The sequence below is a fragment of the Citrobacter sp. Cpo032 genome, from assembly GCF_030332975.1.
GTDB lineage: Bacteria > Pseudomonadota > Gammaproteobacteria > Enterobacterales > Enterobacteriaceae > Citrobacter > Citrobacter portucalensis.
Genome location: NZ_JAOWGU010000034.1, coordinates 40,383 through 61,279, shown reverse-complemented (window position 1 = coordinate 61,279; position 20,897 = coordinate 40,383). Strand labels below are relative to the sequence as shown.

The 20,897-nt window shown below is 51.5% G+C and carries 19 protein-coding genes; 6 read left to right on the top strand and 13 right to left on the bottom strand.

The annotated features are described in order from the left end of the window. Positions 1–15 precede the first annotated feature (15 nt). The 4 genes from psiF to OGY33_RS02305 form a co-directional block, all read right to left on the bottom strand. A complete protein-coding gene (gene psiF / locus OGY33_RS02320) occupies positions 16–336 on the bottom strand; it encodes a phosphate starvation-inducible protein PsiF (RefSeq protein ID WP_003830956.1) in 321 nt (106 codons plus the stop codon). A 97-nt stretch (positions 337–433) separates the two neighbouring features. Then, the gene (gene phoA / locus OGY33_RS02315) at positions 434–1,849 is read right to left on the bottom strand and encodes an alkaline phosphatase (protein WP_008783904.1); all 1,416 of its coding nucleotides are present in this window, start codon (positions 1,847–1,849) and stop codon (positions 434–436) included. Positions 1,850–1,953: 104 nt separating this feature from the next. Then, on the bottom strand, positions 1,954–2,196 hold the full coding sequence (locus OGY33_RS02310; protein ID WP_079935136.1) for a sigma-S stabilization anti-adapter protein IraP: 243 nt from the start codon (positions 2,194–2,196) through the stop codon (positions 1,954–1,956). 248 nt (positions 2,197–2,444) lie between these two features. Then, positions 2,445–3,641, bottom strand: a complete 1,197-nt coding sequence (locus OGY33_RS02305; protein ID WP_008783902.1) for a multidrug efflux MFS transporter — start codon at positions 3,639–3,641, stop codon at positions 2,445–2,447. A gap of 301 nt (positions 3,642–3,942) precedes the next feature. Between OGY33_RS02305 and ddlA the strand changes: the two genes are divergently transcribed. Beyond that, positions 3,943–5,037, top strand: a complete 1,095-nt coding sequence (gene ddlA / locus OGY33_RS02300; protein ID WP_048216351.1) for a D-alanine--D-alanine ligase — start codon at positions 3,943–3,945, stop codon at positions 5,035–5,037. A 23-nt stretch (positions 5,038–5,060) separates the two neighbouring features. Here the strand turns inward: ddlA and OGY33_RS02295 are convergent, their stop codons facing one another. Beyond that, positions 5,061–5,279: a DUF2754 domain-containing protein gene (locus OGY33_RS02295; protein ID WP_003830949.1), complete on the bottom strand. Its 219-nt coding sequence runs from the start codon at positions 5,277–5,279 to the stop codon at positions 5,061–5,063. 264 nt (positions 5,280–5,543) lie between these two features. Here OGY33_RS02295 and OGY33_RS02290 point away from each other — a divergent pair, with 264 nt between their 5' ends. Further along, a complete protein-coding gene (locus OGY33_RS02290) occupies positions 5,544–5,867 on the top strand; it encodes a DUF2755 family protein (protein WP_136391567.1) in 324 nt (107 codons plus the stop codon). Here the strand turns inward: OGY33_RS02290 and OGY33_RS02285 are convergent. Then, entirely contained in the window at positions 5,852–6,955 is a 1,104-nt protein-coding gene (locus OGY33_RS02285; protein ID WP_048214809.1) for a DUF1615 domain-containing protein, read from the bottom strand. The two genes, OGY33_RS02290 and OGY33_RS02285, sit on opposite strands and share 16 nt — an antisense overlap. A 15-nt stretch (positions 6,956–6,970) precedes the next feature. Beyond that, on the bottom strand, positions 6,971–8,191 hold the full coding sequence (gene sbmA / locus OGY33_RS02280) for a peptide antibiotic transporter SbmA (protein WP_003021430.1): 1,221 nt from the start codon (positions 8,189–8,191) through the stop codon (positions 6,971–6,973). Between the two features lie 384 nt (positions 8,192–8,575). On the opposite strand from sbmA, the gene ampH reads away from it, so the two are divergent. Next, the gene (gene ampH, locus OGY33_RS02275; protein WP_003830945.1) at positions 8,576–9,733 is read left to right on the top strand and encodes a D-alanyl-D-alanine-carboxypeptidase/endopeptidase AmpH; all 1,158 of its coding nucleotides are present in this window, start codon (positions 8,576–8,578) and stop codon (positions 9,731–9,733) included. Position 9,734: 1 nt separating this feature from the next. Here ampH and iprA read toward each other — a convergent pair whose 3' ends face one another. Both iprA and ehaB read right to left on the bottom strand, forming a co-directional pair. After that, positions 9,735–10,358: a hydrogen peroxide resistance inhibitor IprA gene (gene iprA, locus OGY33_RS02270; RefSeq protein WP_003830944.1), complete on the bottom strand. Its 624-nt coding sequence runs from the start codon at positions 10,356–10,358 to the stop codon at positions 9,735–9,737. An 89-nt stretch (positions 10,359–10,447) separates the two neighbouring features. Then, on the bottom strand, positions 10,448–13,369 hold the full coding sequence (gene ehaB / locus OGY33_RS02265) for an autotransporter adhesin EhaB (protein ID WP_149607787.1): 2,922 nt from the start codon (positions 13,367–13,369) through the stop codon (positions 10,448–10,450). Between the two features lie 500 nt (positions 13,370–13,869). Here ehaB and hemB point away from each other — a divergent pair, with 500 nt between their 5' ends. Beyond that, positions 13,870–14,844: a porphobilinogen synthase gene (gene hemB / locus OGY33_RS02260; protein ID WP_149607788.1), complete on the top strand. Its 975-nt coding sequence runs from the start codon at positions 13,870–13,872 to the stop codon at positions 14,842–14,844. A gap of 77 nt (positions 14,845–14,921) precedes the next feature. Here hemB and tauD read toward each other — a convergent pair whose 3' ends face one another. From tauD to tauA, 4 genes are read right to left on the bottom strand one after another with little or no spacing between them, the layout of a single operon-like run. Next, positions 14,922–15,773, bottom strand: a complete 852-nt coding sequence (gene tauD / locus OGY33_RS02255) for a taurine dioxygenase (protein WP_048214812.1) — start codon at positions 15,771–15,773, stop codon at positions 14,922–14,924. Further along, a complete protein-coding gene (gene tauC / locus OGY33_RS02250) occupies positions 15,770–16,600 on the bottom strand; it encodes a taurine ABC transporter permease TauC (protein WP_048214813.1) in 831 nt (276 codons plus the stop codon). The genes tauD and tauC overlap by 4 nt, the downstream gene beginning before the upstream one ends. Beyond that, positions 16,597–17,364, bottom strand: a complete 768-nt coding sequence (tauB, locus tag OGY33_RS02245) for a taurine ABC transporter ATP-binding subunit (RefSeq protein WP_048214814.1) — start codon at positions 17,362–17,364, stop codon at positions 16,597–16,599. Before tauB ends, tauC begins: the two co-directional genes overlap by 4 nt. Before the next feature lie 14 nt (positions 17,365–17,378). Next, complete coding sequence (tauA, locus tag OGY33_RS02240; protein WP_191238819.1) at positions 17,379–18,341, bottom strand: taurine ABC transporter substrate-binding protein; 963 nt, start codon at positions 18,339–18,341, stop codon at positions 17,379–17,381. Positions 18,342–18,678: 337 nt separating this feature from the next. Between tauA and OGY33_RS02235 the strand changes: the two genes are divergently transcribed. Both OGY33_RS02235 and OGY33_RS02230 read left to right on the top strand, forming a co-directional pair. Beyond that, on the top strand, positions 18,679–19,308 hold the full coding sequence (locus OGY33_RS02235) for a response regulator transcription factor (RefSeq protein WP_048214815.1): 630 nt from the start codon (positions 18,679–18,681) through the stop codon (positions 19,306–19,308). Next, positions 19,308–20,849, top strand: coding sequence for an MASE1 domain-containing sensor histidine kinase (locus OGY33_RS02230; RefSeq protein WP_048214816.1), 1,542 nt, complete (start codon positions 19,308–19,310; stop codon positions 20,847–20,849). Before OGY33_RS02235 ends, OGY33_RS02230 begins: the two co-directional genes overlap by 1 nt. Positions 20,850–20,897 lie beyond the last annotated feature (48 nt).

Below are 20,897 nucleotides of genomic sequence, written 5' to 3'. Positions count from 1 at the left end.
GCTCACCCGGAAGTGCTAAGCAGATTTTTTCAGGCAAGCGCTCATAAACTTATTACGATCATCGCCTTTCAGAGACTGTTCCGTCGCCTTGACGTTGCATTCACGCATTTTCTGTTGCTGCGGCGTCAGGCTCTTTTCCTCAGGCGCAGATTTACTGTTTTTCAGGCAATCACTCATATAGGTCTTACGCGCATCCCCTTTTAAGGTCTGCGCCGTGGCCTGCTGATTGCAGGTGGTCATACGCTGTTGTTGCGGGGTTAACGTCTTCTCGGCAGCACCGACGGTAGTTAAAAAAATCAGACCAAAAAGTAACGTCATTAATAATGTAATTTTCATAGCACCATCCTTTTCTGAACGACGACACACAGGTAAGTTTGGCTGCTAACGATAAAAAAACCACCCGACGGCAAAAGTATTGCCGCCGGGTATCAGCTTATTTCAGTCCTAACGCCGCTTTCATGGTGTAAAACAGATCGGTTTGATCGGTCAGGCCAACCACATTCGCCGCATGAGGGCCATAGGCTGCAATACGCAGTTGGCTGCCGGTGTGCTCCTGGGACTCTTCTTCAGAGTTGCCATAGCTAATGACCATCACCGCGCCATCTTTAGTGTTCAGCGCCTGCGTCAAACCTGGCGCTTTGGTATCCGGTGCGACGATCTGGCTGGCATGCGCGTGGTCAGCGGTTACCACAACCAGGGTGTTGCCATCTTTCTTCGCAAAGGCAAGTGCACGCTGCACTGCTTCATCCAGATCGACCGTTTCACCAATTTGTCCACACGGGTTAGCGGCATGATCTTGTTTGTCGATTGACGCGCCTTCTACTTGCAGGAAGAAACCTTTCTCATTTTTGCTTAACAGCTCAATCGCTTTATCCGTCATCTGCGCCAGCGTTGGCACGCTGTCGTTACGTTTTGGATTTGGCGTACAGGTCACTACCGGCTTATCCAGGTTGCCGTGATAAGACGCTTTCGGCCCTTCCCAACGCACTGGCATATTACCGTCTGAGAACAGACCCAACAGCGGTTTATCCTGATTCGCTTCGCTAACAGCCGCCAGCGTCGCGGCATCACTCACCATCTGGTAACCACGGGCCTGGGCTTGTTCTCGCAGCGTTTTACCCTGCCACTCACCTGCCGTAGCGGTTTCAGTAAAAGTCTTTGCCCCGCCGCCTAACGTAACATCCGCACGAGCATTCAATAATTGTTCGGTAATTGACCCTTTACCGCCTTTTTCCAGCGCGTTCGTCGGGCATTTTTCAGCCGTCACGCTCGGGCCATAGCATTTACGCGAAGTGACATGGGCAACCAGTGCGGCCGGCGTGGCATCCTGTAATTCAGCCGTGGAAACGTTGCCTGTCGCCAGACCTGCCGCTTTGGCCATTTCCAGAATCGTGGTGTGATCTTTTTCATGAATATCCACACCCAGCGCCCCGTTATAGGTCTTCACGCCGGTTGTCCATGCTGTCGCAGATGCTGCTGAATCTGTCACATAATCGGGCTTGCCCGTTTTCTTATCCAACGCATAATGCGTGTATTGCCCGGTCAGCGGTAAAGCATCAATACCTTTAAAAAAGCCGCCCGCGCCTTCAGCATAATTTCGCGCTGCCGTTATTTCGGAATCGCCCATCCCATCGCCAATCAGTAAAATTATATTTTTGGCCGGTTTATCGTTCAGGGATTCGCGCAGAGCTGCCGTTTGATCGGCAGACAATCGGCGAGCGCCACCCGGCGTGGTGATATCTCCCTGAGCAGCACGATTATCCATAACCGCTACAGTAGATGTTTCTGCATTAATAACCGGGGTAAACAGCAAAGGTAACAGGGCAATAGCCAGAGCGCTTTGTTTCACTTTATATTCTCCATGTATAAATACGGTAAAATTAAAACAAAGCGACTATAAGTATTTGATGTGACACTTTTATGATAATTTGTGGTTACCCCACCACAGATGGATCACAACGCTTTTGGTACGCACTCGCCAGCATTATGTATGTTCGTCAGAAACGCGGGCATGCGGTTTCCGCCAGCCAGCGCTCCCTCAATTTGACGAATAAATATTTGCCGATCGTTCCACGCCATATTGCGCAGCATTTCGATGATTACCCGCTCTAACGTTTCGACCTGTGCCGCCAGATCTTGCGATTCTTCTTCTTTTTGCGCGAGCTTAAGTAACAACTCAGTGACGAGGTTTTTCATTTGCCTATTCCCTTAACAAAATATGGGCCACGTTATCATTAAGGCTCACGACTGCCTAGAGGATGAAAGTTGTATTTTTATAAGGAATAAAAAGATTTGAGAAAACAATCACAACACAAAATAAGGGTAAATGCGTCTGGATGCAGAATGATTCAATATAAAAAGGTAAGAAAAGTAATAATCACACAAATATATAATACACACTTATGAATTAACAACGCTGACAGGCAGCGTTGTTAATCAGGAACTCAACGAACCTCGCGCCGACGTCGCAACGCGATAGCCAGTTGCCAGATATTGATAAGCACAATGCTTGCTGTAGCAATGAACACCCAACGAAATCCCGCCATTGCCGATACCGTTGCACCCATCAATGGCCCGGCGACGTTGCCAAGGTACATAAATGACTGGTTATAGCCAAAGATGCGTCCGGTTATCTGGTCGCTGGAGTATTTCACCAGCAGCGTCTGCACCGCCGGCAACATCGCACCATCAGCAAAGCCGAGCAGAAAACGTAAAATTCCCAACTGCAACGGCGTGGTGACCCACGACATGGCGAAAAACAGCACCACCGCGAAGATTAACGTCGCCATTAAAATCCGCTCAGTACCAATACGGTCGCCTAATTTACCAAGTCGAGGCGCGGAAATCAGAGCAGAAATGCCCGGTACTGAGGCAATCAGCCCACTGAGAAAAGCAATATTCGAACTGTCCGGGACCATTGATTTAATAAATAGCGCCAGAATAGGCCCAATTGAGCCGTTACACAGTTGAATCACCATGGTGGTAAAAAATAAGCTGATCACCAACGCCGGATGCGAAAGCGAGGCAAACACGGCCTTCCCACTCAGACGTTCGCTTTTTTTAATCGTCGGGCGAACGCCCTCTTTGATCAAGAACAGTGTGACCAGAAAACTCACCACCAGTAAGGCGGCGGTAATACAGAATACCGCCCGTAAGCCAACATGATCGGCGATAAAGCCTCCCATCAGCGGTCCGCCAATGACGCCGCTAATTTGCGCCGTAGAGAGCGTACTCAGCGCCCAGCCGCTGCGCTCGCGTGGAACCTGTGACGCAACCAGCGCCATCGCATTAGGAATATAGCCGGAGGTTAACCCCATCACCCCGCGCAGCAGAAAAAGCTGCCAGACGTTAGTGGCAAATGCCTGTAGCAAAATCGCAATGGCCATCCCCAGTGAGGCCCGCAGCAGCATCAGCTTGCGTCCTTTGCGGTCGGCCAGACTGCCCCACATCGGAGAAACAATGGCTGAAATCAGGAAGGTGACGCTGAACGTTAATCCGGACCACATTGATAGCGCTTCATGCGAGGTCACGCCCAGTTGGGAGATATAGAGTGGTAAAAAAGGCAAGATTTGGCTAATCGCCAGTCCGGTAAAAAAGCACCCGAACCAAACGGAAATAAGGTTAACTCTCCAGGATTCCATAAGGACTCATAACGATAAGTAGCTGAAAACTGCGAGCAGCTTAACAAATTACTTAGCTGAATAAGGATCCACAGGTGCGATAAATCACAGTTTAGGATTTTATCTTCCCGCTCATCATATTTGTGATATAGCTCACATCAAACCCATAATATAAACAGGGGATTGTGCTTCCCGCGCGATCTGCGTGTCTGTCCCCTTCTAATCCCCTGTCATTCGCCAAAACAATCTGCCAGAAGCCGAGGAAACCTGCGTTTTGTCGTGGTAATGTATGTGCTTTGCATTCATGGAATGGGTTTTTAAGATGGCAAAGTTGCGGGTAGGAATCGTATTTGGTGGTAAATCAGCGGAACATGAAGTGTCATTGCAATCGGCAAAAAATATTGTCGATGCCATCGACAAGACTCGCTTTGACGTTGTGCTGTTAGGTATTGATAAACAAGGGCAATGGCACGTCAGCGATGCCAGTAACTATCTGCTCAATTCAGACGATCCGGCGCATATTGCGTTGCGACCTTCTGAGACCAGCCTGGCGCAGGTACCGGGTAAACAAGAGCACCAGTTGATCGATGCACAAAACGGTCAACCGCTGCCGACGGTCGATGTTATTTTCCCAATCGTACACGGTACTTTGGGTGAAGATGGCTCTCTGCAGGGCATGCTGCGCGTGGCGAACCTGCCGTTTGTCGGTTCTGATGTGCTGGGTTCTGCTGCCTGTATGGATAAAGACGTGACCAAACGTCTGCTGCGTGATGCCGGGTTAAACATCGCGCCATTTATTACGCTCACTCGCGCGAATCGCAACAGCATCAGCTTTGCCGAAGTGGAATCCCGCCTGGGTCTGCCGCTGTTTGTAAAACCGGCCAACCAGGGATCGTCCGTTGGCGTCAGTAAAGTAACCAGCGAAGTCCAATACGATCAGGCCGTCGCGCTGGCATTTGAATTCGATCATAAAGTCGTTGTGGAGCAAGGGATCAAAGGCCGCGAGATCGAATGTGCGGTACTGGGCAACGATCATCCGCAGGCCAGTACCTGTGGTGAGATCGTGCTGAACAGCGATTTTTACGCTTACGACACTAAATACATTGACGATAACGGTGCCAAAGTTGTCGTTCCGGCAGCAATTGCGCCAGAGATTAACGATAAGATCCGCGAAATCGCCATTCAGGCCTACCAGACTCTGGGCTGTGCCGGCATGGCGCGCGTGGACGTCTTCTTAACTGCTGAAAACGACGTTGTGATCAATGAGATCAACACGCTGCCAGGCTTTACCAACATCAGTATGTATCCGAAACTGTGGCAAGCGAGCGGTTTAGGCTATACCGATTTGATCACTCGCCTGATCGAACTGGCGCTGGAACGCCATGCTGCGGATAGCGCGCTGAAAACCAGTATGTAAACCCGTCAGGATGCCTGATAGAGCTATTGGGCATCCTTTGCTTCATCATCTTCAACGCGGCGGCGGATGATTAATCCGGCCAGCCAAAAGCTAATCACCCAGGTCACCAGCCCCACCGCATAAGTTTGCCATCCCTGCGCTTCAAAACCTAATAACCCCACCACGCCATTCAGAATAAAGATAAGCCCAATAGCGAAAGCATAGTAGTGCCAGTCTCGGCGGATTTTTACAGGCAGGTTCATAACAGCTCCGGTGGAAATACAACACAGTAAGGCATCCTCGCACATTTCCCCGAGGGCGTCTGTGGCCTGTGCGGAATTTCTTAAATGTAACTCAGTTTAACTTAAGGTTACATAATTGTGACCGCCAACAAAAAACCGAAATCCAGGAATAATCTCTACCTGAAATTACCATCATTCTGATATTGACATTGCCGATCACCTGTCAGACTCACTCTCAGTTCCAGGCATTACGTCAAAAAAAGCAGGTTATTTCCGGAGGTCTTTATGGCTGATTTTACGCTCTCAAAATCCCTGTTTAAGGGCAAGCATCGGGATCCCTCCTCCCTGCCCGGCAACATTGCGTATGCCGTATTTGTGCTGTTTTGCTTCTGGGCGGGTGCACAGATTTTAAATCTGTTGGCCCACGCGCCCGGCATCTATGAAGAACTGATGCAGCTGCAAATGCAGGAGACAGGACGCCCGCGGGTTGAAATCGGTTTAGGCGTCGGTACTCTCTTTGGACTGATCCCCTTCCTGGCCGGAAGCCTGATTCTTGGCATCATAGCGGCGGTCATGCGCTGGCGTCACCGTCATCATAAAGATGACTGATTCATACACTTCGCCCGACGATCGTCCACCCGTTTAGCAAACCACGCAGTAGTCAGATTACGCGTGATCTTCGGGCTTTCCAGTTGAATGCCCGGCAGCATTTCACGGGGTAACGTTTTCCCGGTCTTCGCTTCCGCCAGCTTATAAACCTTTTCGTACAATGCGGTTTTTTCAAAGGCCAGGCTGTCACCTTTTTGCAGTTGACGGCGGATCTCACTCTCGCTCATCCCTAGCTTCCCGGCCAGTTTACGTACCGCCAGCTCCGTTTTGCCCGGCTCACTGCTGCCATAGAGAATCAGATCCCCGTCCATCGCCAGCTTCACTCCGCTGGCTTTACTGACCGCATTCTGGAAAGCTGCATTGCGGCTCGCATACCATCCGGCATTAAAATCGGCGAAGCGGAAGATTGGCGCACTGTAATTCGCCGGGTAGTTGAGCAGATGATACGTACCGAACCACAACCCACCACGGCGGCTAAACACTTCCTGACGTACCGTCCCCGCCATTTTCCACGGATACCCGCTGGTGTGCTGCTCAGCAAACGCGATACTGACCTGCATTGGACCACCGGTATGTACCGGATTAAGCGATCCAAACAATGTCTGCCCCATCGGCACCATGTTGATGAAATCATCAAAGATGGCGCTAAGCTGTTTTTCCGTCTTCACCGTATCCAGACGCTCGCTGTAGCTTTTCCCCGTTGGCGAGTTAATCTTTAGCGCGGTATGCACGACAAACAGCGGGATATGCATGCGTTCTGCGCGACGGTCAATCTCTTTCCAGGCGATTTTGCTTAAACCAGGAACAGCCGGATCGGCCTGGAAGTTTGACTCCTGCTGCGCTACCGCCAGCACCGAACAGATGTTTTCAACCGTCGGTGCCAGCTTCTGGCTTTCAAAGGTCTTTGCCAAATCCTGCGCCCACGCGTCCCGGTCTTTCACGCTGGCGGGCATTTTCTGGCGCACCACGCTCGCCACATCGACGGCTTTCTCCCCCTTTTTTAGCGGCTGCGCAGGTTGGCTACTACATCCCACCAGCACCAGTGCTGCCAGACCAGACAAGGGGTAAAGACGGGAAACCGTCGACATAACATCTCCTTATTATTAACTCAGCGTATGGGTAACTTCCTGAATATCCTGACCATCAAGCTCTCGTTCAAAGCTGCGCAGACGCTTATAAATAGACATCAGTTCTACTAACGTTGTCCAGGAGTTAATCAGATACTGGAACGAGCCGCGCACCTGGCCAAACACGTTAGTGATTTGCGTCATCAGGCCGAGCGTAATCGTACCGGCAACAATCGACGGAAACAGCAGGAACAAGCCGAAAACGTTATCAACCTGCAGGTAAAGAATACGGGCAATATTGAAGTACATATAGTGAAAATAGAGACGGAAGTAGTTTTGCCGTACCGCATGGAACAGTTCACGCACCGTCGGTGGCGTCGCACGGTTGCCATCATCTTCGCCATAGACCAATTCTTTACGATAGGCCGCTTCCACGCGCTGGTTTTTAAACTCCAGCCCGGGAAGTTTTATCCCGACCACGGCCAGTAAACCGGTTCCCATCAGCGACCAGACAATCGCGGCAATCACCAGGCCATAAGGCACATGTCCAACAATCGGCAGGTCAGGAACATGGGCAGAGAGCGTTACCAGTACAGGCAGGAAGGCAATCAGCGTCATAATCGCGTTGATAAAGCTGACGCCCATATCTTCCAGCGTAGAAGCAAAACGCATGGTGTCTTCCTGTACACGCTGTGCTGCACCTTCGATGTGACGCAAATGCTGCCAATGCGCCATATAGTGTTCGTTCATCGCGGTACGCCAGCGGAACACATAGTGGCTGACGAAGAAGTTGTTCATCACGCCAATGACTACGGCTATCAGCGCAATACCGAGAAAAATGCCCACTTCATGATAGAACTGCTCAATCTTCACCTTGTGTGGTGCGCTGAGCGCAGTTTGAATCAGGTCATAAAATGGCGCATACCAGGCGTTGACGGCGACGCCGACTTCAACCAGAAACCAGGTCACAAAAATAATCAGCGATGTGCCCAGAATAGACCAGTACTGCCAGCGGTGTGGACTGTAGAGAAACCAGAACAGCGCGAACACCCCGACACAAAGAATGTAGTACGCATAAAAAATCAGGTAATCCAACGACCAAAAACGCGCTGCGCTAATAGGTACGTCTCCCGACGCGCCGGTAATATGTGCAACCCAGGCTCCCCCACCTGCTTGCCAGAATACAACAGCGACCAGTGCCCAAATAAATGCCGAAATAAAGAACGGCCCCGGCTTTGGGAAAAAAGACTTAAACATAGTGCTCTCCTGCTAACTTCTTATCGTTATGACGACTGCTGTGCATTTGCCACCGTAGAGTGCGGAGGCCAGACGGCTTACGCCCAAAAACACAAGCTGAAACCGACAATTGTGACCAAAACCGAGGCACTTAGTTCGCACCTCGGTTATGAAGAATTGTTTCTGTGGTTTTCACACTCGACAACGTTCCAGTATGTGCAGATTATCACAGCGTGAGATCACAAAAGCGAACATCCGCAATCCAGGAAACTCCTGTGTTTACTCATCGTTACGTTTTTCCCACTATCATTGGTTGATAAGCGCTTTGCAATACGCCGATGAGTAGTATAAATACGCATACGCACGACATCCTTTTTCACTTTCTCTAACTCATGGACACCACCGTTGAAACGTAGTCTGCTTTTTTCTGCCGCGCTGTGTGCGGCGTCATTGACATCTGTCCAGGCGGCACAGCCTATAACCGATCCGGTCTTCGCCTCTGATATCGTTGATCGTTATGCCGACCATATATTTTACGGCAGTGGTGCTACGGGGATGGCGCTCGTGGTGATTGATGGTAATCAGCGTGTATTTCGCAGTTTTGGTGAAACACGCCCCGGCAATAATGTTCACCCGCAACTGGATTCCGTAATCCGCATTGCCTCAATTACCAAATTAATGACCAGCGAAATGCTGGTGAAATTACTCGATCAGGGCACGGTCAAACTCAACGATCCATTGAGTAAATATGCACCTCCTGGCGCACGCGTACCCACTTATCAAGGAACACCAATTACGCTGGTGAATCTGGCGACACATACCAGCGCACTGCCGCGCGAACAGCCAGGCGGCGCGGCCAAGCGCCCGGTGTTTGTCTGGCCAACCCGCGAGCAGCGCTGGAGCTATCTCTCAACGGCTACGCTTAAAGCCGCACCAGGATCGCAGGCTTCTTATTCCAACCTGGCGTTTGATCTGCTGGCCGATGCGCTGGGTACCGCGTCCGGTAAGCCTTATCCGCAGCTGTTTGAAGAAAAAATCACCCGTCCGCTGGGGATGAAAGACACCACCTTTACGCCATCTCCCGATCAGTGCCGACGCCTGATGGTCGCGGAAAAAGGTGCCAGTCCTTGTAACAATACGCTGGCAGCGATGGGCAGCGGCGGCGTCTATTCAACGCCTGGCGATATGATGCGCTGGATGCAGCAGTATCTTTCGTCTGACTTTTATCATCGTAGCCAGCAGGCCGACCGGATGCAGACGCTGATTTACCAGCGTACGCAGTTAACTAAAGTGGTGGGAATGGACGTTCCAGGCAGAGCCGATGCGCTTGGTTTGGGCTGGGTCTACATGGCGCCGAAGAATGGCAGACCGGGAATTATTCAAAAAACCGGTGGCGGCGGTGGCTTCATTACCTATATGGCGATGATCCCACAGCAAAACGTTGGGGCATTTGTCGTAGTGACGCGCTCTCCGCTGACCCGTTTTACCAATATGAGCGACGGTATCAACGAACTGGTTGCAGAGTTGAGCGGGTACAAGCCACAGGTCATTCCTGCATCCTGATTCAATACTCAAAAGGCAAACGGTTAATGCACACCAGTTTGCCTTTATTCATTTCAATGTAACCGCCTTTACGCAATGCTGCGAGAACCTCAGCGACAACCGAGCGTGAAATTCGTGTGCGTTGGTGAATATAGTTCATAACGCCAATGCGTGAACGAAGGGCTTCATCCCATTTCGTCATAGAGATCAATGTCGCGCGAATCTGATCGTAGGAGTTATTGCCGATCAACTGCAGATCGCGTAATTCAAGCATGGAGTTTTGCCATGCCAACCAACAAAAAGCTTCACGCCAAAGCTGGCACTCTTCAATTATATTAATTGTTTGCGAGGCAGGTAGATGGTATCCCGTACAATCGCTTTCCGTGATTAATCTGTATTGTATATCTGTTTTTATCACACCATCTGAAAGCCCCATAATAAACGGTGCCTGCGCAATACCGACCAGCACATTCTCCCCTCGCCTCAGAGAAATTACACCATTTAAAATGATAAAGGTATCGTCACTGTTTATATCACTGGAATAAATTATTTCTTTATCGTTATCACACTCAAAGTGTTTGCCATATTTTGACAAACATTTATCAAGCTTACCAAATTCCACAAGCGGTTTATTTGCAGACAACATTTGGGCATTCCTTGCAATAAATGCCCGTCAAATCCGTGACGGGCATTTTTCTGAGTTAGATTATCTTTTCTTTAACAACAAGAGATGTCTTACCAGGTATATTTAACACCAACATTTGCAGACCAGTCTTGATCAACATCGCCACCACCGAGGTAGTTAGCATCGGTGTATGCGCTGAAGTTTTTGGTAAAGCTGAACTGAGTACCCAGTCCAACACGTACCGCAGAACCTTCTACACCGTTGTCGATAGAGTCGCCGTTTACGTCAGAATCGTTGTTAGAGTCGTCGTAAACGTAGGCCAGTTTGAAGTACGGGGTCAGCGCCTGGTCGTCGCTATAAGCGAAGGTATAACCTGCATCGACACCGAGTTCATAACGCATGCTGTCATAAGACTGGCTATCAACTTTCATGTCGTTGCTCAGCTTATAGTCATCACCAGACTGGAACAGACCGGATACGCTGCCGTATGGCGTTACGTAACCTGCATCACCCAGCTTCAGGTCATAACCCAGTTTCAAGCCAAAGCCCCAGGCGTCAGATGAGGTGCTGCCATCAACATACTCACCGTTGCTCATGTTGGCAGACAGATCGTTGTTGAAGTGAGAGTAGCTTAAGTTACCGTCAACAAAGATGTTGTTGGCAAAGTGAGCAGAAGAGTAGATATAGGCAGTCTGGCTATCCTGATCCACCTGACCGGTACGGTCGCTCATATCACCTTTCGCGAAGCCTGCTGCAGCACCGACAATCCACTTAGCGTTGTTACCATCAATTTTGGAATCAACACCGACCATGATGCCGTTAACATCCTGATCGTAGTTAATGGTGCCGTTATCTGCATCGAAGCTACCACCGAAGTAGCTTACCCATGCGCCACCGTTATCAACCAGGCCATGACGCGCGTTAGTCAGACGAGTACCAACGGTATCTTGTTCCAGGTTCCAGATATTGGTGTTAGCAGACGGAATGCTCAGCGCCATGTTCGCGTAGTCTGTCAGTTCCATCTGCTGCAGAACAACGGTGTTACCCTGCTGCTGTGCCTGATAGGTGTAAGCACCCAGGTCAGCTTTGTTAGCTGCAGAGAAAGTCGCAGTGCTGTTCGCGTCGTTAACGTAGACCAGCTCGTTACCCTTGTAATCCGCAACAGAACCTGCGCCAGTCGCGTTGTCGATGCGGACTTTGTAGTTACCAGTTGCCGCCGCTACGTGGTCACCATAGTTATCAACTTCAGACTGATCGCCTGAGGTGTCGGAATCGCCGTTACCGTTGATAGTCAGATGACCATCAGAGTTCATCGCGATCACGCCATAACCGTAGTTAGACTGAGATTTATCGTTAGTGCGATCGTTGGTCAGATCAGCATTCAGCACATAGTCAGTGCTGTTGATGTCGAAAACACCCGCGTTAACATGGTTATAAGCGTCGGTGTAGCTAGTCAGGTTCAGGGTATCAACCTGCAGTGCATTACCGGTACTGTTACCCACATCCAGAACGCCGTTGTTAGTGACGTTAATGGTGTTTGCATACAGCGCAGCTTCAAGCACATTCCAGCCAGCAGAAACATCATCGGCAATTGTGACAGTACTGTTGTCGATAGACAGCGTATCCGTCGCAACGTGACCATCTTCGTTGATGTTCAGTGCAGAAGCACCGGTCAGAGAGATAGAGTCAGCAACCAGCTCAGAATCACCCACGTTGACGACGGAACCGCTATTGATGCTCAGGGTATCAATCAGGGAAGTTTTGGTGGTATCCCACTGTGAAGCACCGTTCAGCGTGACGTTGAACAGGCCGCTCTGGTAGACAGCGTTGCCAACTACATGACCATTTTCGTCATAAGAAGTTGTGTCGCTATCAATACCGTAGGTTGAATCCGGCCACAGGCTGTTAGCGGTGATGTCGATCAGCGTAGCGGTGGCTTCAGTGCCTGCAGCGTAGCTGTCATAAACGCCGTCACCATCGGTGTCAACCTGGTGCACGGACATTGCCGCGCCGACCCACTTACTGCCGTTGTTCAGGGTCAGATCCAGACGGTCAGTACCGTCCCAACCATTGGTATCCAGGTCAGCATCGGTATCACGATAAGTGTCAGCACCGTTCGGGAAGAAGTTCTCATCGAAGTTGCTGGAGAACAGCACATCACCCATCAGTGTGGAATTGTTAAACGTTGCGGTGGTCTGCATCGCGTTATCTGCATTTGGATTAGCAATAACCGCTAACGCAATATCGTCTGCAGTATAAGACCCGCTGTAGTCGCTTGCATTGCTGGTGTTACCAAACCAACCGGTGGTGCCTTCGTCAGTCCATGAACCAGAGGTCAGGGTAGAATCGCTGACAGCGATAGTGTTGTTAAATACTTCACTGCTGTTTACGCCAGTGCTGACGGTATTATCGTCAATGTCTGCCCACTCGTAACCCTGAGTCAGGGTTATGCCAGCGACATGAGAGTTGGCGGAGATAGACAGATCAACTTCTTGATCCAGCGTGATAGCCGTACCCAGGTTATAAACGTCGACAACGTGTGTGTCAGCTGCGTCATTATACGTACCGTTGTAGGTATAATGTTCGTAGTTGTCATCGATAGTTGAATTGATGACGTTCATCGCCAGGCGATCGTAGTAATAGTCAGTACCCGTACGGTTAGTACAATCCGTGGTCATACATTCGGATGTCACCATACCGTGAATGGTGCTGTTTTTAATCGTCAGGCTGTTGTTATTGGTGTTAGTAGACAGCCCATCATCCAGATAATAAGTCGAAATAACGCCGTTGACATTGGCGTTATTGATTACCGGATAAATATCACCGTTATAAATACTATCGGTGTCGTAATTGTTCCAACCGACATATCCATCATAATAGACGCCATCCGCGTAGGATGCGTCATTATAATGAGCAAACGTTGTGTAGGTGGTCCCAGAGATATCAGTTGAAGCATTCGCCTGAGAAGTGATTGCCAAAGTGCAGGCTAATGCTAATTGTGATACTACAAGTTTCTTTTTCCAAGTGTGCATTTGTCATCCCTCCTCAGGGACGTAATATAGTTGATCCATCAATTATCAATGCAAAGAAAACATTTTATGTTTCGCGGGGAAGATTATGCGGTTTCACAAAGGAAAGGTTCAATTATTCTTTGGCTTAAGTCCGATTACGGACAATAGATATGCAAATTATTCGAAACAGAAAACAAACGTAAAAATCATTTTTATTTTAGACAGTTACATGTAAAGGCATTGGCAAAACAATATATTGAGCTTATGATTAACTTAAAAATCAAACGTCAGCAAATAAATACCGTTAAATCCCGTCACTTAATTAAAAATTAAATTAAACTAAATTCACCATAAAACTAATCACTATTTAAAATAGTCATAATTGCAAAAATAGAGATAACACATAATACCAAGCATTGGTAACATCACCATAACCTCGGCATAACGCCAACTTTCGTAAACCTCTCGCCCTCAGGTTCGGGTATACTACGGCCTTCGATTCCACAAACATCAGGCATACCATGACAGACCTAATCCAACGCCCTCGTCGCCTGCGCAAATCCCCTGCGCTGCGCGCTATGTTTGAAGAGACAACACTCAGCTTAAATGACCTGGTGTTGCCGATCTTTGTTGAAGAAGAACTCGACGATTACAAAGCTATCGACGCCATGCCCGGCGTGATGCGCATACCAGAGAAACACCTGGCGCGCGAAATCGAACGTATTGCTAATGCAGGCATCCGCTCGGTCATGACCTTCGGGATTTCTCATCACACCGATGAGACCGGCAGCGATGCCTGGAAAGAAGACGGTCTGGTGGCGCGCATGTCGCGTATCTGTAAGCAGACCGTACCAGAAATGATCGTCATGTCCGATACCTGTTTCTGTGAATACACCTCGCATGGTCACTGCGGCGTGTTATGCGATCACGGCGTTGATAACGATTTAACCCTTGCCAACCTCGGCAAACAGGCAGTCGTTGCCGCAGCAGCGGGCGCAGATTTCATCGCCCCTTCCGCCGCAATGGACGGCCAGGTACAGGCGATTCGCCAGGCGCTGGACGCCGCGGGCTTCACCGATACTGCGATCATGTCCTACTCCACCAAGTTTGCCTCTTCTTTCTACGGCCCGTTCCGTGAAGCCGCAGGCACGGCGCTGAAAGGCGATCGTAAAACGTATCAAATGAACCCGATGAATCGCCGTGAAGCGATTCGCGAATCGCTGCTGGATGAAGCCCAGGGCGCAGACTGCCTGATGGTCAAACCGGCTGGCGCGTATCTCGATATTCTGCGTGATATCCGCGAGCGCACCGAGCTGCCGATTGGCGCTTATCAGGTCAGCGGTGAATACGCGATGATCAAATTCGCGGCGATGGCAGGTGCAATAGATGAAGAGAAAGTGGTTCTGGAAAGCTTAGGCTCGATCAAACGCGCTGGCGCGGATCTGATCTTCAGCTACTTCGCACTGGCTCTGGCTGAGAAAAAAATCCTGCGCTAACCACTTTGTTGCCGAATGGCGACTTCACCTTATCGGGCCGACAGTTCCAGGCCCGATAAGTAAAACCCCACCAACAATCAACCCGCCCGATAAAAAGGCTGATCCCCAAGGATCGTCGCCCGGTGCATAATACGCCGCTGCGGCAGATAATCCGCATTGGCATAATGTTGCGTGACGCGATTATCCCAAATCGCCACATCGTTGGGCTGCCAGCGCCAGCGCACCTGAAACTCCGGTTTGGTGATATGCGCGAATAAAAAGCTTAGTAACGCCTCGCTCTCTTTTTCCGTCACATCGACAATTCGCGTAGTAAATCCCTCATTCACAAACAGTGCCTGTTTACCGCTTACCGGATGGGTCCGCACCACCGGATGTAGCAACGGTGGATGTTTAGCGACGGCCTCCAGCCAGCGCTGATGCTCTTCTGGTGTCTTGCGGTATTTATATTCCTGGAATGATTTACGGAAATCATGCTCTGCCCGCAGGCCACTCAACAGCTGACGAAACGGCTCAGACAATGCCTCATAAGCTGCAATTCCGCTGGTCCATAGAGTGTCTCCCCCGGCCGATGGCAGCTCTTTTGCTGCCAGAATCGCCCCGGCAGGCGGCGTGTCGATAAAGGTGACATCGGTGTGCCAGTTGTCGTTATCCGGCGGATTATCGTTATGGGTATCCAGTACGATAATTTCCTCTACCCCTTCGGCGTGTGGGTAGACCGGGTGAATATGCAGATCGCCGAAACGCAGCGCCAGTGCGCGCTGCTGCTGTGGCGTAATCACCTGCTGTCGCAGAAACACCACCTGGTGGCGCAATACCGCATGATAAAGCTGTTCAAACTGATTATCGCTCAGCGGACGCGTCAAATCCGCACCAGTGATTTGTGCGCCAATGTACGGCCCCAGCGGGGTAATGCTCAGACGTTCACTCATTGTACTTCTCCATGCCAGGGCGTCAGGCGACGCTGAAGCGCGCGCAGACCCAGCTCTAAAATAAATGCGATAACGGCAATGACCGCAATCCCTGCCAGCACCACATCCGTTGCCAGAAACTCACCGGCTGACTGCACCATAAATCCTAACCCTCGCGTGGCAGCGATCAGTTCAGCTGCCACCAGCGTCGACCACCCCACGCCCAGTCCAATACGCAACCCGGTAAGAATTTCCGGCAAGGCACCCGGTAAAATCACAAACCACAGCACCTGCGCACGGCTGGCCCCCAGCGACTGCGCAGCCCGGATTCTCACCTGCTGCGCACTTTTTACCCCCGCCAGAGCCGACATCGCCACAGGGGCGAAAATCGCCAGATAGATCAGCAGGATCTTGGAGGTTTCACCGATGCCAAACCAAATGACCATCAGCGGTAAATAGGCCAGGGGAGGAACCGGACGATACAGTTCAATGATCGGATCGAGAATGCCGCGCATCGTAGGACTCAGCCCCATCGCGATCCCAACCGGAACGCCCAGCAGCACTGCCGCCAGCAGCGCGATAACAATACGCGTCAGACTCGCCGCCAGATGCTGCCACAGCGTGGCATCCATAAACCCTTGCGGCCCGGCAATGACGATCAGCTTTTGTAAAACCTGTCCCGGCGGCGGTAAAAACAGCGGACTGATTAACTGCAGCGCCGCCACCGTCCACCACACCGCCAGAATGACGGCCAACGTACCAAGGCTTAAGGTAATCTGCCGCGAGAACGGCCAGCGCCAGTTCAGCACCCGCTGGCGACGGGGTTTATCATTAATCACCACGCTCATGAGAATGCCTCCCGTTGTTCAAAGACCCGACCTAACACATACTCGCGCATGGCGATAAACTGCGGATCGGACTTAATGCTGCGGCTCGACTCTCCGGCCACAAAACGACGGGCAAAATTAAGCGGCAGTCGTTCCAGCACCCGACCAGGACCTGGGGACAGCAATACCAGCTCTGTCGCCATAAACACCGCTTCTTCGATATCATGGGTAATCAACAACACCTGTTTCCCGGTCTCATACCACAGCTTCAGCAGCAGGGTTTGCATCTGCTCGCGGGTAAAGGCGTCGAGCGCGCCAAAAGGTTCATCCAGCAGCAACAGCTGCGGGTTGGCCGCCAGTGCCCGCGCAATGCCGACACGCTGACGTTGTCCACCGGAAAGCTGCCAGATAAAGCGTTTGCCCGCGCCCTCCAGTCCGACTTTCTGCAACATTTCCAGTGCAATACGCTGGCGCAGCTGCTTGTCCACGCCCGCCAGTTGCAGACCAAAAGCCACGTTGTCCTGCACGTTACGCCAGGGCAGCAGACCTTCGTTCTGGAACACGACCCCGCGATCTGCCCCCGGACCGTCAACCCTGTTACCCGCCAGCGTGATGCTGCCATGCTGATACGGCACAAACCCGGCAATCAGATTTAACAACGTGGTTTTCCCACAACCGGAAGGCCCGAGTACCACCAGCAGTTCACCGCTATCGAGCGTCAGGTTGATATCCTCCAGCGCCGGTTTTCCACCGTAGCTGGCGGCAAGATGAGAGATTTGCAGCATCATCGCCTCCATATTTATTGCACGAAGCGATCGGTCACGTACTTGCTGTAATCTGTCGCGACAGCGGGGACTTTGCCCTGCTCTTTAAGGAACTGCGCGGTGTCGATAATCGCTTTGTTCACCGGGCCGGTTAGCTCAGCGGTTTGCTGTTGCGGTGTCAGGTAAGTGTTACCTTTCACCAGCCCCGGTACATCCGCCTCCGGTACGCCGCTCAAACGCGACAGTTTGCTGATATTCTCCGGCTGCTTCAGCCATTCATCAGGATTAGCGATATAAGGCTGCTGGGCATCGATAGCGCTTTTGGCAAAGGCTTTCACCACCTCAGGATGCTTCTCGGCAAAATCTTTGCGCACCACCCACACGTCCAGCGTCGGTGCCCCCCACTCGCCAACCTGCGAGGAGTCGGTTAACACCTTTCCGTCTTTTTCCAACGCGTTGACCGCAGGTGCCCAGACATACGCACCATCAATATCTCCGCGCTGCCATGCGGCAATAATCGCCGGTGGTTGCAGGTTCACAATCTCCACCTGGCCGGGTTTAATCCCCCAATGTTTCAACGCCGCCAGCAGGCTGTAATGGGTGGTGGAAATAAACGGCACGGCAATGCGTTTGCCAATCAAATCTTCCGGTTTACTGATGTTTTTCTTCACCACCAGCGCCTCAGAATTGCCGAGCTTTGATGCCAGCAGGAAAACCTCAATAGGCACCTGCTGACTGGCAGCGACCGCCAGCGGGCTGGAGCCAAGATTACCGATCTGCACATCACCGGATGCCAGCGCACGAACGATGCTCGCCCCGCTGTCGAATTTGCGCCAGTCAACGGTCGCCCCGCTCTCTTTGGCAAACGTGTTGTCCGCCTGCGCCACTTTGGCAGGTTCGGCGGAGGTCTGATAAGCAACGGTGACGTTCACCGCCTGCGCCTGAAATGCGATGAATGCCAGTGCGGCAAGAAGTGCGTTACGCGATGAAATAGCCATGATTGTCTGCTCCCCTGTCTTGTTATGGGGGCAGTATTTCGTTGCGGCACAATTTGATAAAGGAATTAAAAATTCTGGCTAAGAACAAAGTGTTTTTAGAAAAAAAGCGGCAATAGTTAGCTATTTCGCTCATTACGGAACGTAGGCCGGATAAGGCGCTTGCGCCGCCATCCGGCAATCAATGCCTGATGCGCTGCGCTTATCAGGCCTACACTCGCTACAACACCCGGCAAATTATTGCGATTTTGTTACATTCGTTACATATCCGCGCCACGATGATTGCCAGCGCGGCGCTGGCAGGCATCATAGAGGCCATTGTCAGCAAGAGAGCAATATCATGATTCATGTTGTGCTGGTGGATGACCATGTGGTGGTGCGTTCCGGCTTTGCGCAATTACTCAGTCTCGAAGACGATCTTAACGTTACCGGTCAGTACAGCAGCGCGGCGGAGGCCTGGCCTGCACTTCTGCATGATGACGTCAGCGTCGCGGTAATGGATATCGCCATGCCGGATGAAAATGGCCTGAGTCTGTTAAAACGACTGCGGACACAAAAGCCCGGTTTTCGCGCCATTATTCTCAGCATTTATGACTCGCCCACGTTTGTGCAAAGCGCGCTGGACGCTGGCGCCAGTGGTTACCTGACCAAACGCTGCGGCCCGGAAGAACTGGTGCAGGCGGTACGCTCGGTGGGCTTGGGCGGACATTACCTGTGTGCCGATGCGCTGCGTGCGCTACGCGGCGGCGAGCAGCCCGCGCAGGTTCTGGAGGTACTGACCCCGCGCGAGCGCGAAGTGTTTGATCTATTGGTCAAAGGCGACAGCGTGAAAGAAATTGCCTTTAAGCTCGACCTTAGCCACAAAACAGTACACGTCCACCGCGCGAACGTACTGGGCAAACTGCAATGCCACAGCACCATCGATCTGGTGCATTTTGCCCTCGACCACCAACTATTGACGGGGCATTAATGTCGCGTAACCTTCGGCATTGGGTTATTTCTCTGTTTATTCTGCTGGCCTGGGGATCGGGCTGGCTGATGCTGTGGACGCTGGGGTTTTACCTGACCCACAACGGCCAGCAGGCGGCGCTATTTCTGCCACACGGCGTCTATCTCGCGCTGTTAATTCTGCTTTCTCGCCGTTACTGGCCCGCGCTGATACTGCCGCCGGTGTTGATGTTGTTCTGGCTGCACAGCGAGCAATTATTGAATGGCTATATCCTGCTGGCTGCGCCGTTAATTAGCCTGATTCCAGCGAGCATCGGCCAGTCATACTGGCACCGCTTTCCCCTTTACTGGCAACGCTTAACGCTGCTGCTGGCCGCCGTAACGCTCACCTCATTGCTCAATACTGCCCTGCTTTCACCGTTTATCCAGAGCCCGGCAACGCTGATTGGCCTGGCGTCGTTTACCGGCGGCGTGTTGCTGACGCCGTTTGTCTATCTGATCTATGAATTTCTGCGCCAACAGCACCGCTATCATCTGCTCGGGCTGGATACCACCAATCCCCCGCTGCGCACTTCGCTTATCATCTGGTGTAGCCTGTTTTTTATTATTGGCATCGGTACTCAGATGGTGCTGTCGCCAGAGATCGAGCGCTTGTTGCTGATCGTGGTGTTCTTACCGAACGTGGTGATGGCGTGGAAATTTGGCTGGCAGGGCGGCGTGTTGTCCGGATTGCTCGGCAGTATGATGATCACCATCGCCCGGCAAATCGGTGTCGGGTTCAGTAATTTACTGGAGCTGGAGATTTTCCTCGCCACCCAGGCTCTGCTGGGTATAGGGCTGGGGATCGCCATCAGCCGCCAGCAGCATTTGGCGCAAAACCTGCACCATTATCGCCAGCGTCTGGAAACCGAATTGGCGGCGCGTCGCGCGCTGACCGAACAGCTGATCCGCACCGAAGAAAACACGCGCAAAAGCCTGGCGCGGGAACTGCACGACGAAATTGGTCAGAACATCACCGCCATTCAAATTCAGTCGCAACTGGTCAAACGCGCACCGGGTCGTGAGCAAACGCTTGATGCTGCGAATCAAATCAACGACCTGGCCCGGCGTATTCATCACTCCACCCGTCAGTTGCTGCGCCAACTGCGCCCCCCCGCGCTCGATGAACTGTCTTTTAAAGATGCACTACATCATCTGGTGAATGAATTTGCTTTTGCTGAACGGGGTATTCGCTGCCGCTTTGATTATCAGCTAGAAAATACGCCAGAAAACGAAACGGTGCGCTTCACGCTGTATCGCCTGTTGCAGGAGTTACTCAATAACGTCTGTAAACATGCCGATGCCAGCGATGTGTCGATTACGCTGCGCCAGCGGGAACATTGCTTGTTTCTGGACGTCACTGACAACGGCGTTGGTATTCTGCCAGAAAAAATTCCCGGTTTCGGTATCCAGGGGATGCGTGAGCGGGTGAGCGCCCTTGGCGGTGAACTGACGCTCGAATCAAACAACGGCACGCGAGTAATTGTTAACCTGCCCACAAATTTGCAACAAACCAGTCGCTAACCAGGAAAAAGTCTTAGTCACTGCGGACTTTCTCTCATCCCCTTTTGC

Bases quoted from the DNA above. Each gene is read 5' to 3' on its own strand.
- psiF (WP_003830956.1), bottom strand. From the start codon at position 336: ATGAAAATTACATTATTAATGACGTTACTTTTTGGTCTGATTTTTTTA.
- OGY33_RS02310 (WP_079935136.1), bottom strand. From the start codon at position 2,196: ATGAAAAACCTCGTCACTGAGTTGTTACTTAAGCTCGCGCAAAAAGAA.
- OGY33_RS02305 (WP_008783902.1), bottom strand. From the start codon at position 3,641: ATGGAATCCTGGAGAGTTAACCTTATTTCCGTTTGGTTCGGGTGCTTT.
- ddlA (WP_048216351.1), top strand. From the start codon at position 3,943: ATGGCAAAGTTGCGGGTAGGAATCGTATTTGGTGGTAAATCAGCGGAA.
- OGY33_RS02295 (WP_003830949.1), bottom strand. From the start codon at position 5,279: ATGAACCTGCCTGTAAAAATCCGCCGAGACTGGCACTACTATGCTTTC.
- OGY33_RS02290 (WP_136391567.1), top strand. From the start codon at position 5,544: ATGGCTGATTTTACGCTCTCAAAATCCCTGTTTAAGGGCAAGCATCGG.
- OGY33_RS02285 (WP_048214809.1), bottom strand. From the start codon at position 6,955: ATGTCGACGGTTTCCCGTCTTTACCCCTTGTCTGGTCTGGCAGCACTG.
- sbmA (WP_003021430.1), bottom strand. From the start codon at position 8,191: ATGTTTAAGTCTTTTTTCCCAAAGCCGGGGCCGTTCTTTATTTCGGCA.
- iprA (WP_003830944.1), bottom strand. From the start codon at position 10,358: ATGTTGTCTGCAAATAAACCGCTTGTGGAATTTGGTAAGCTTGATAAA.
- ehaB (WP_149607787.1), bottom strand. From the start codon at position 13,369: ATGCACACTTGGAAAAAGAAACTTGTAGTATCACAATTAGCATTAGCC.
- hemB (WP_149607788.1), top strand. From the start codon at position 13,870: ATGACAGACCTAATCCAACGCCCTCGTCGCCTGCGCAAATCCCCTGCG.
- tauD (WP_048214812.1), bottom strand. From the start codon at position 15,773: ATGAGTGAACGTCTGAGCATTACCCCGCTGGGGCCGTACATTGGCGCA.
- tauC (WP_048214813.1), bottom strand. From the start codon at position 16,600: ATGAGCGTGGTGATTAATGATAAACCCCGTCGCCAGCGGGTGCTGAAC.
- tauB (WP_048214814.1), bottom strand. From the start codon at position 17,364: ATGCTGCAAATCTCTCATCTTGCCGCCAGCTACGGTGGAAAACCGGCG.
- tauA (WP_191238819.1), bottom strand. From the start codon at position 18,341: ATGGCTATTTCATCGCGTAACGCACTTCTTGCCGCACTGGCATTCATC.
- OGY33_RS02235 (WP_048214815.1), top strand. From the start codon at position 18,679: ATGATTCATGTTGTGCTGGTGGATGACCATGTGGTGGTGCGTTCCGGC.
- OGY33_RS02230 (WP_048214816.1), top strand. From the start codon at position 19,308: ATGTCGCGTAACCTTCGGCATTGGGTTATTTCTCTGTTTATTCTGCTG.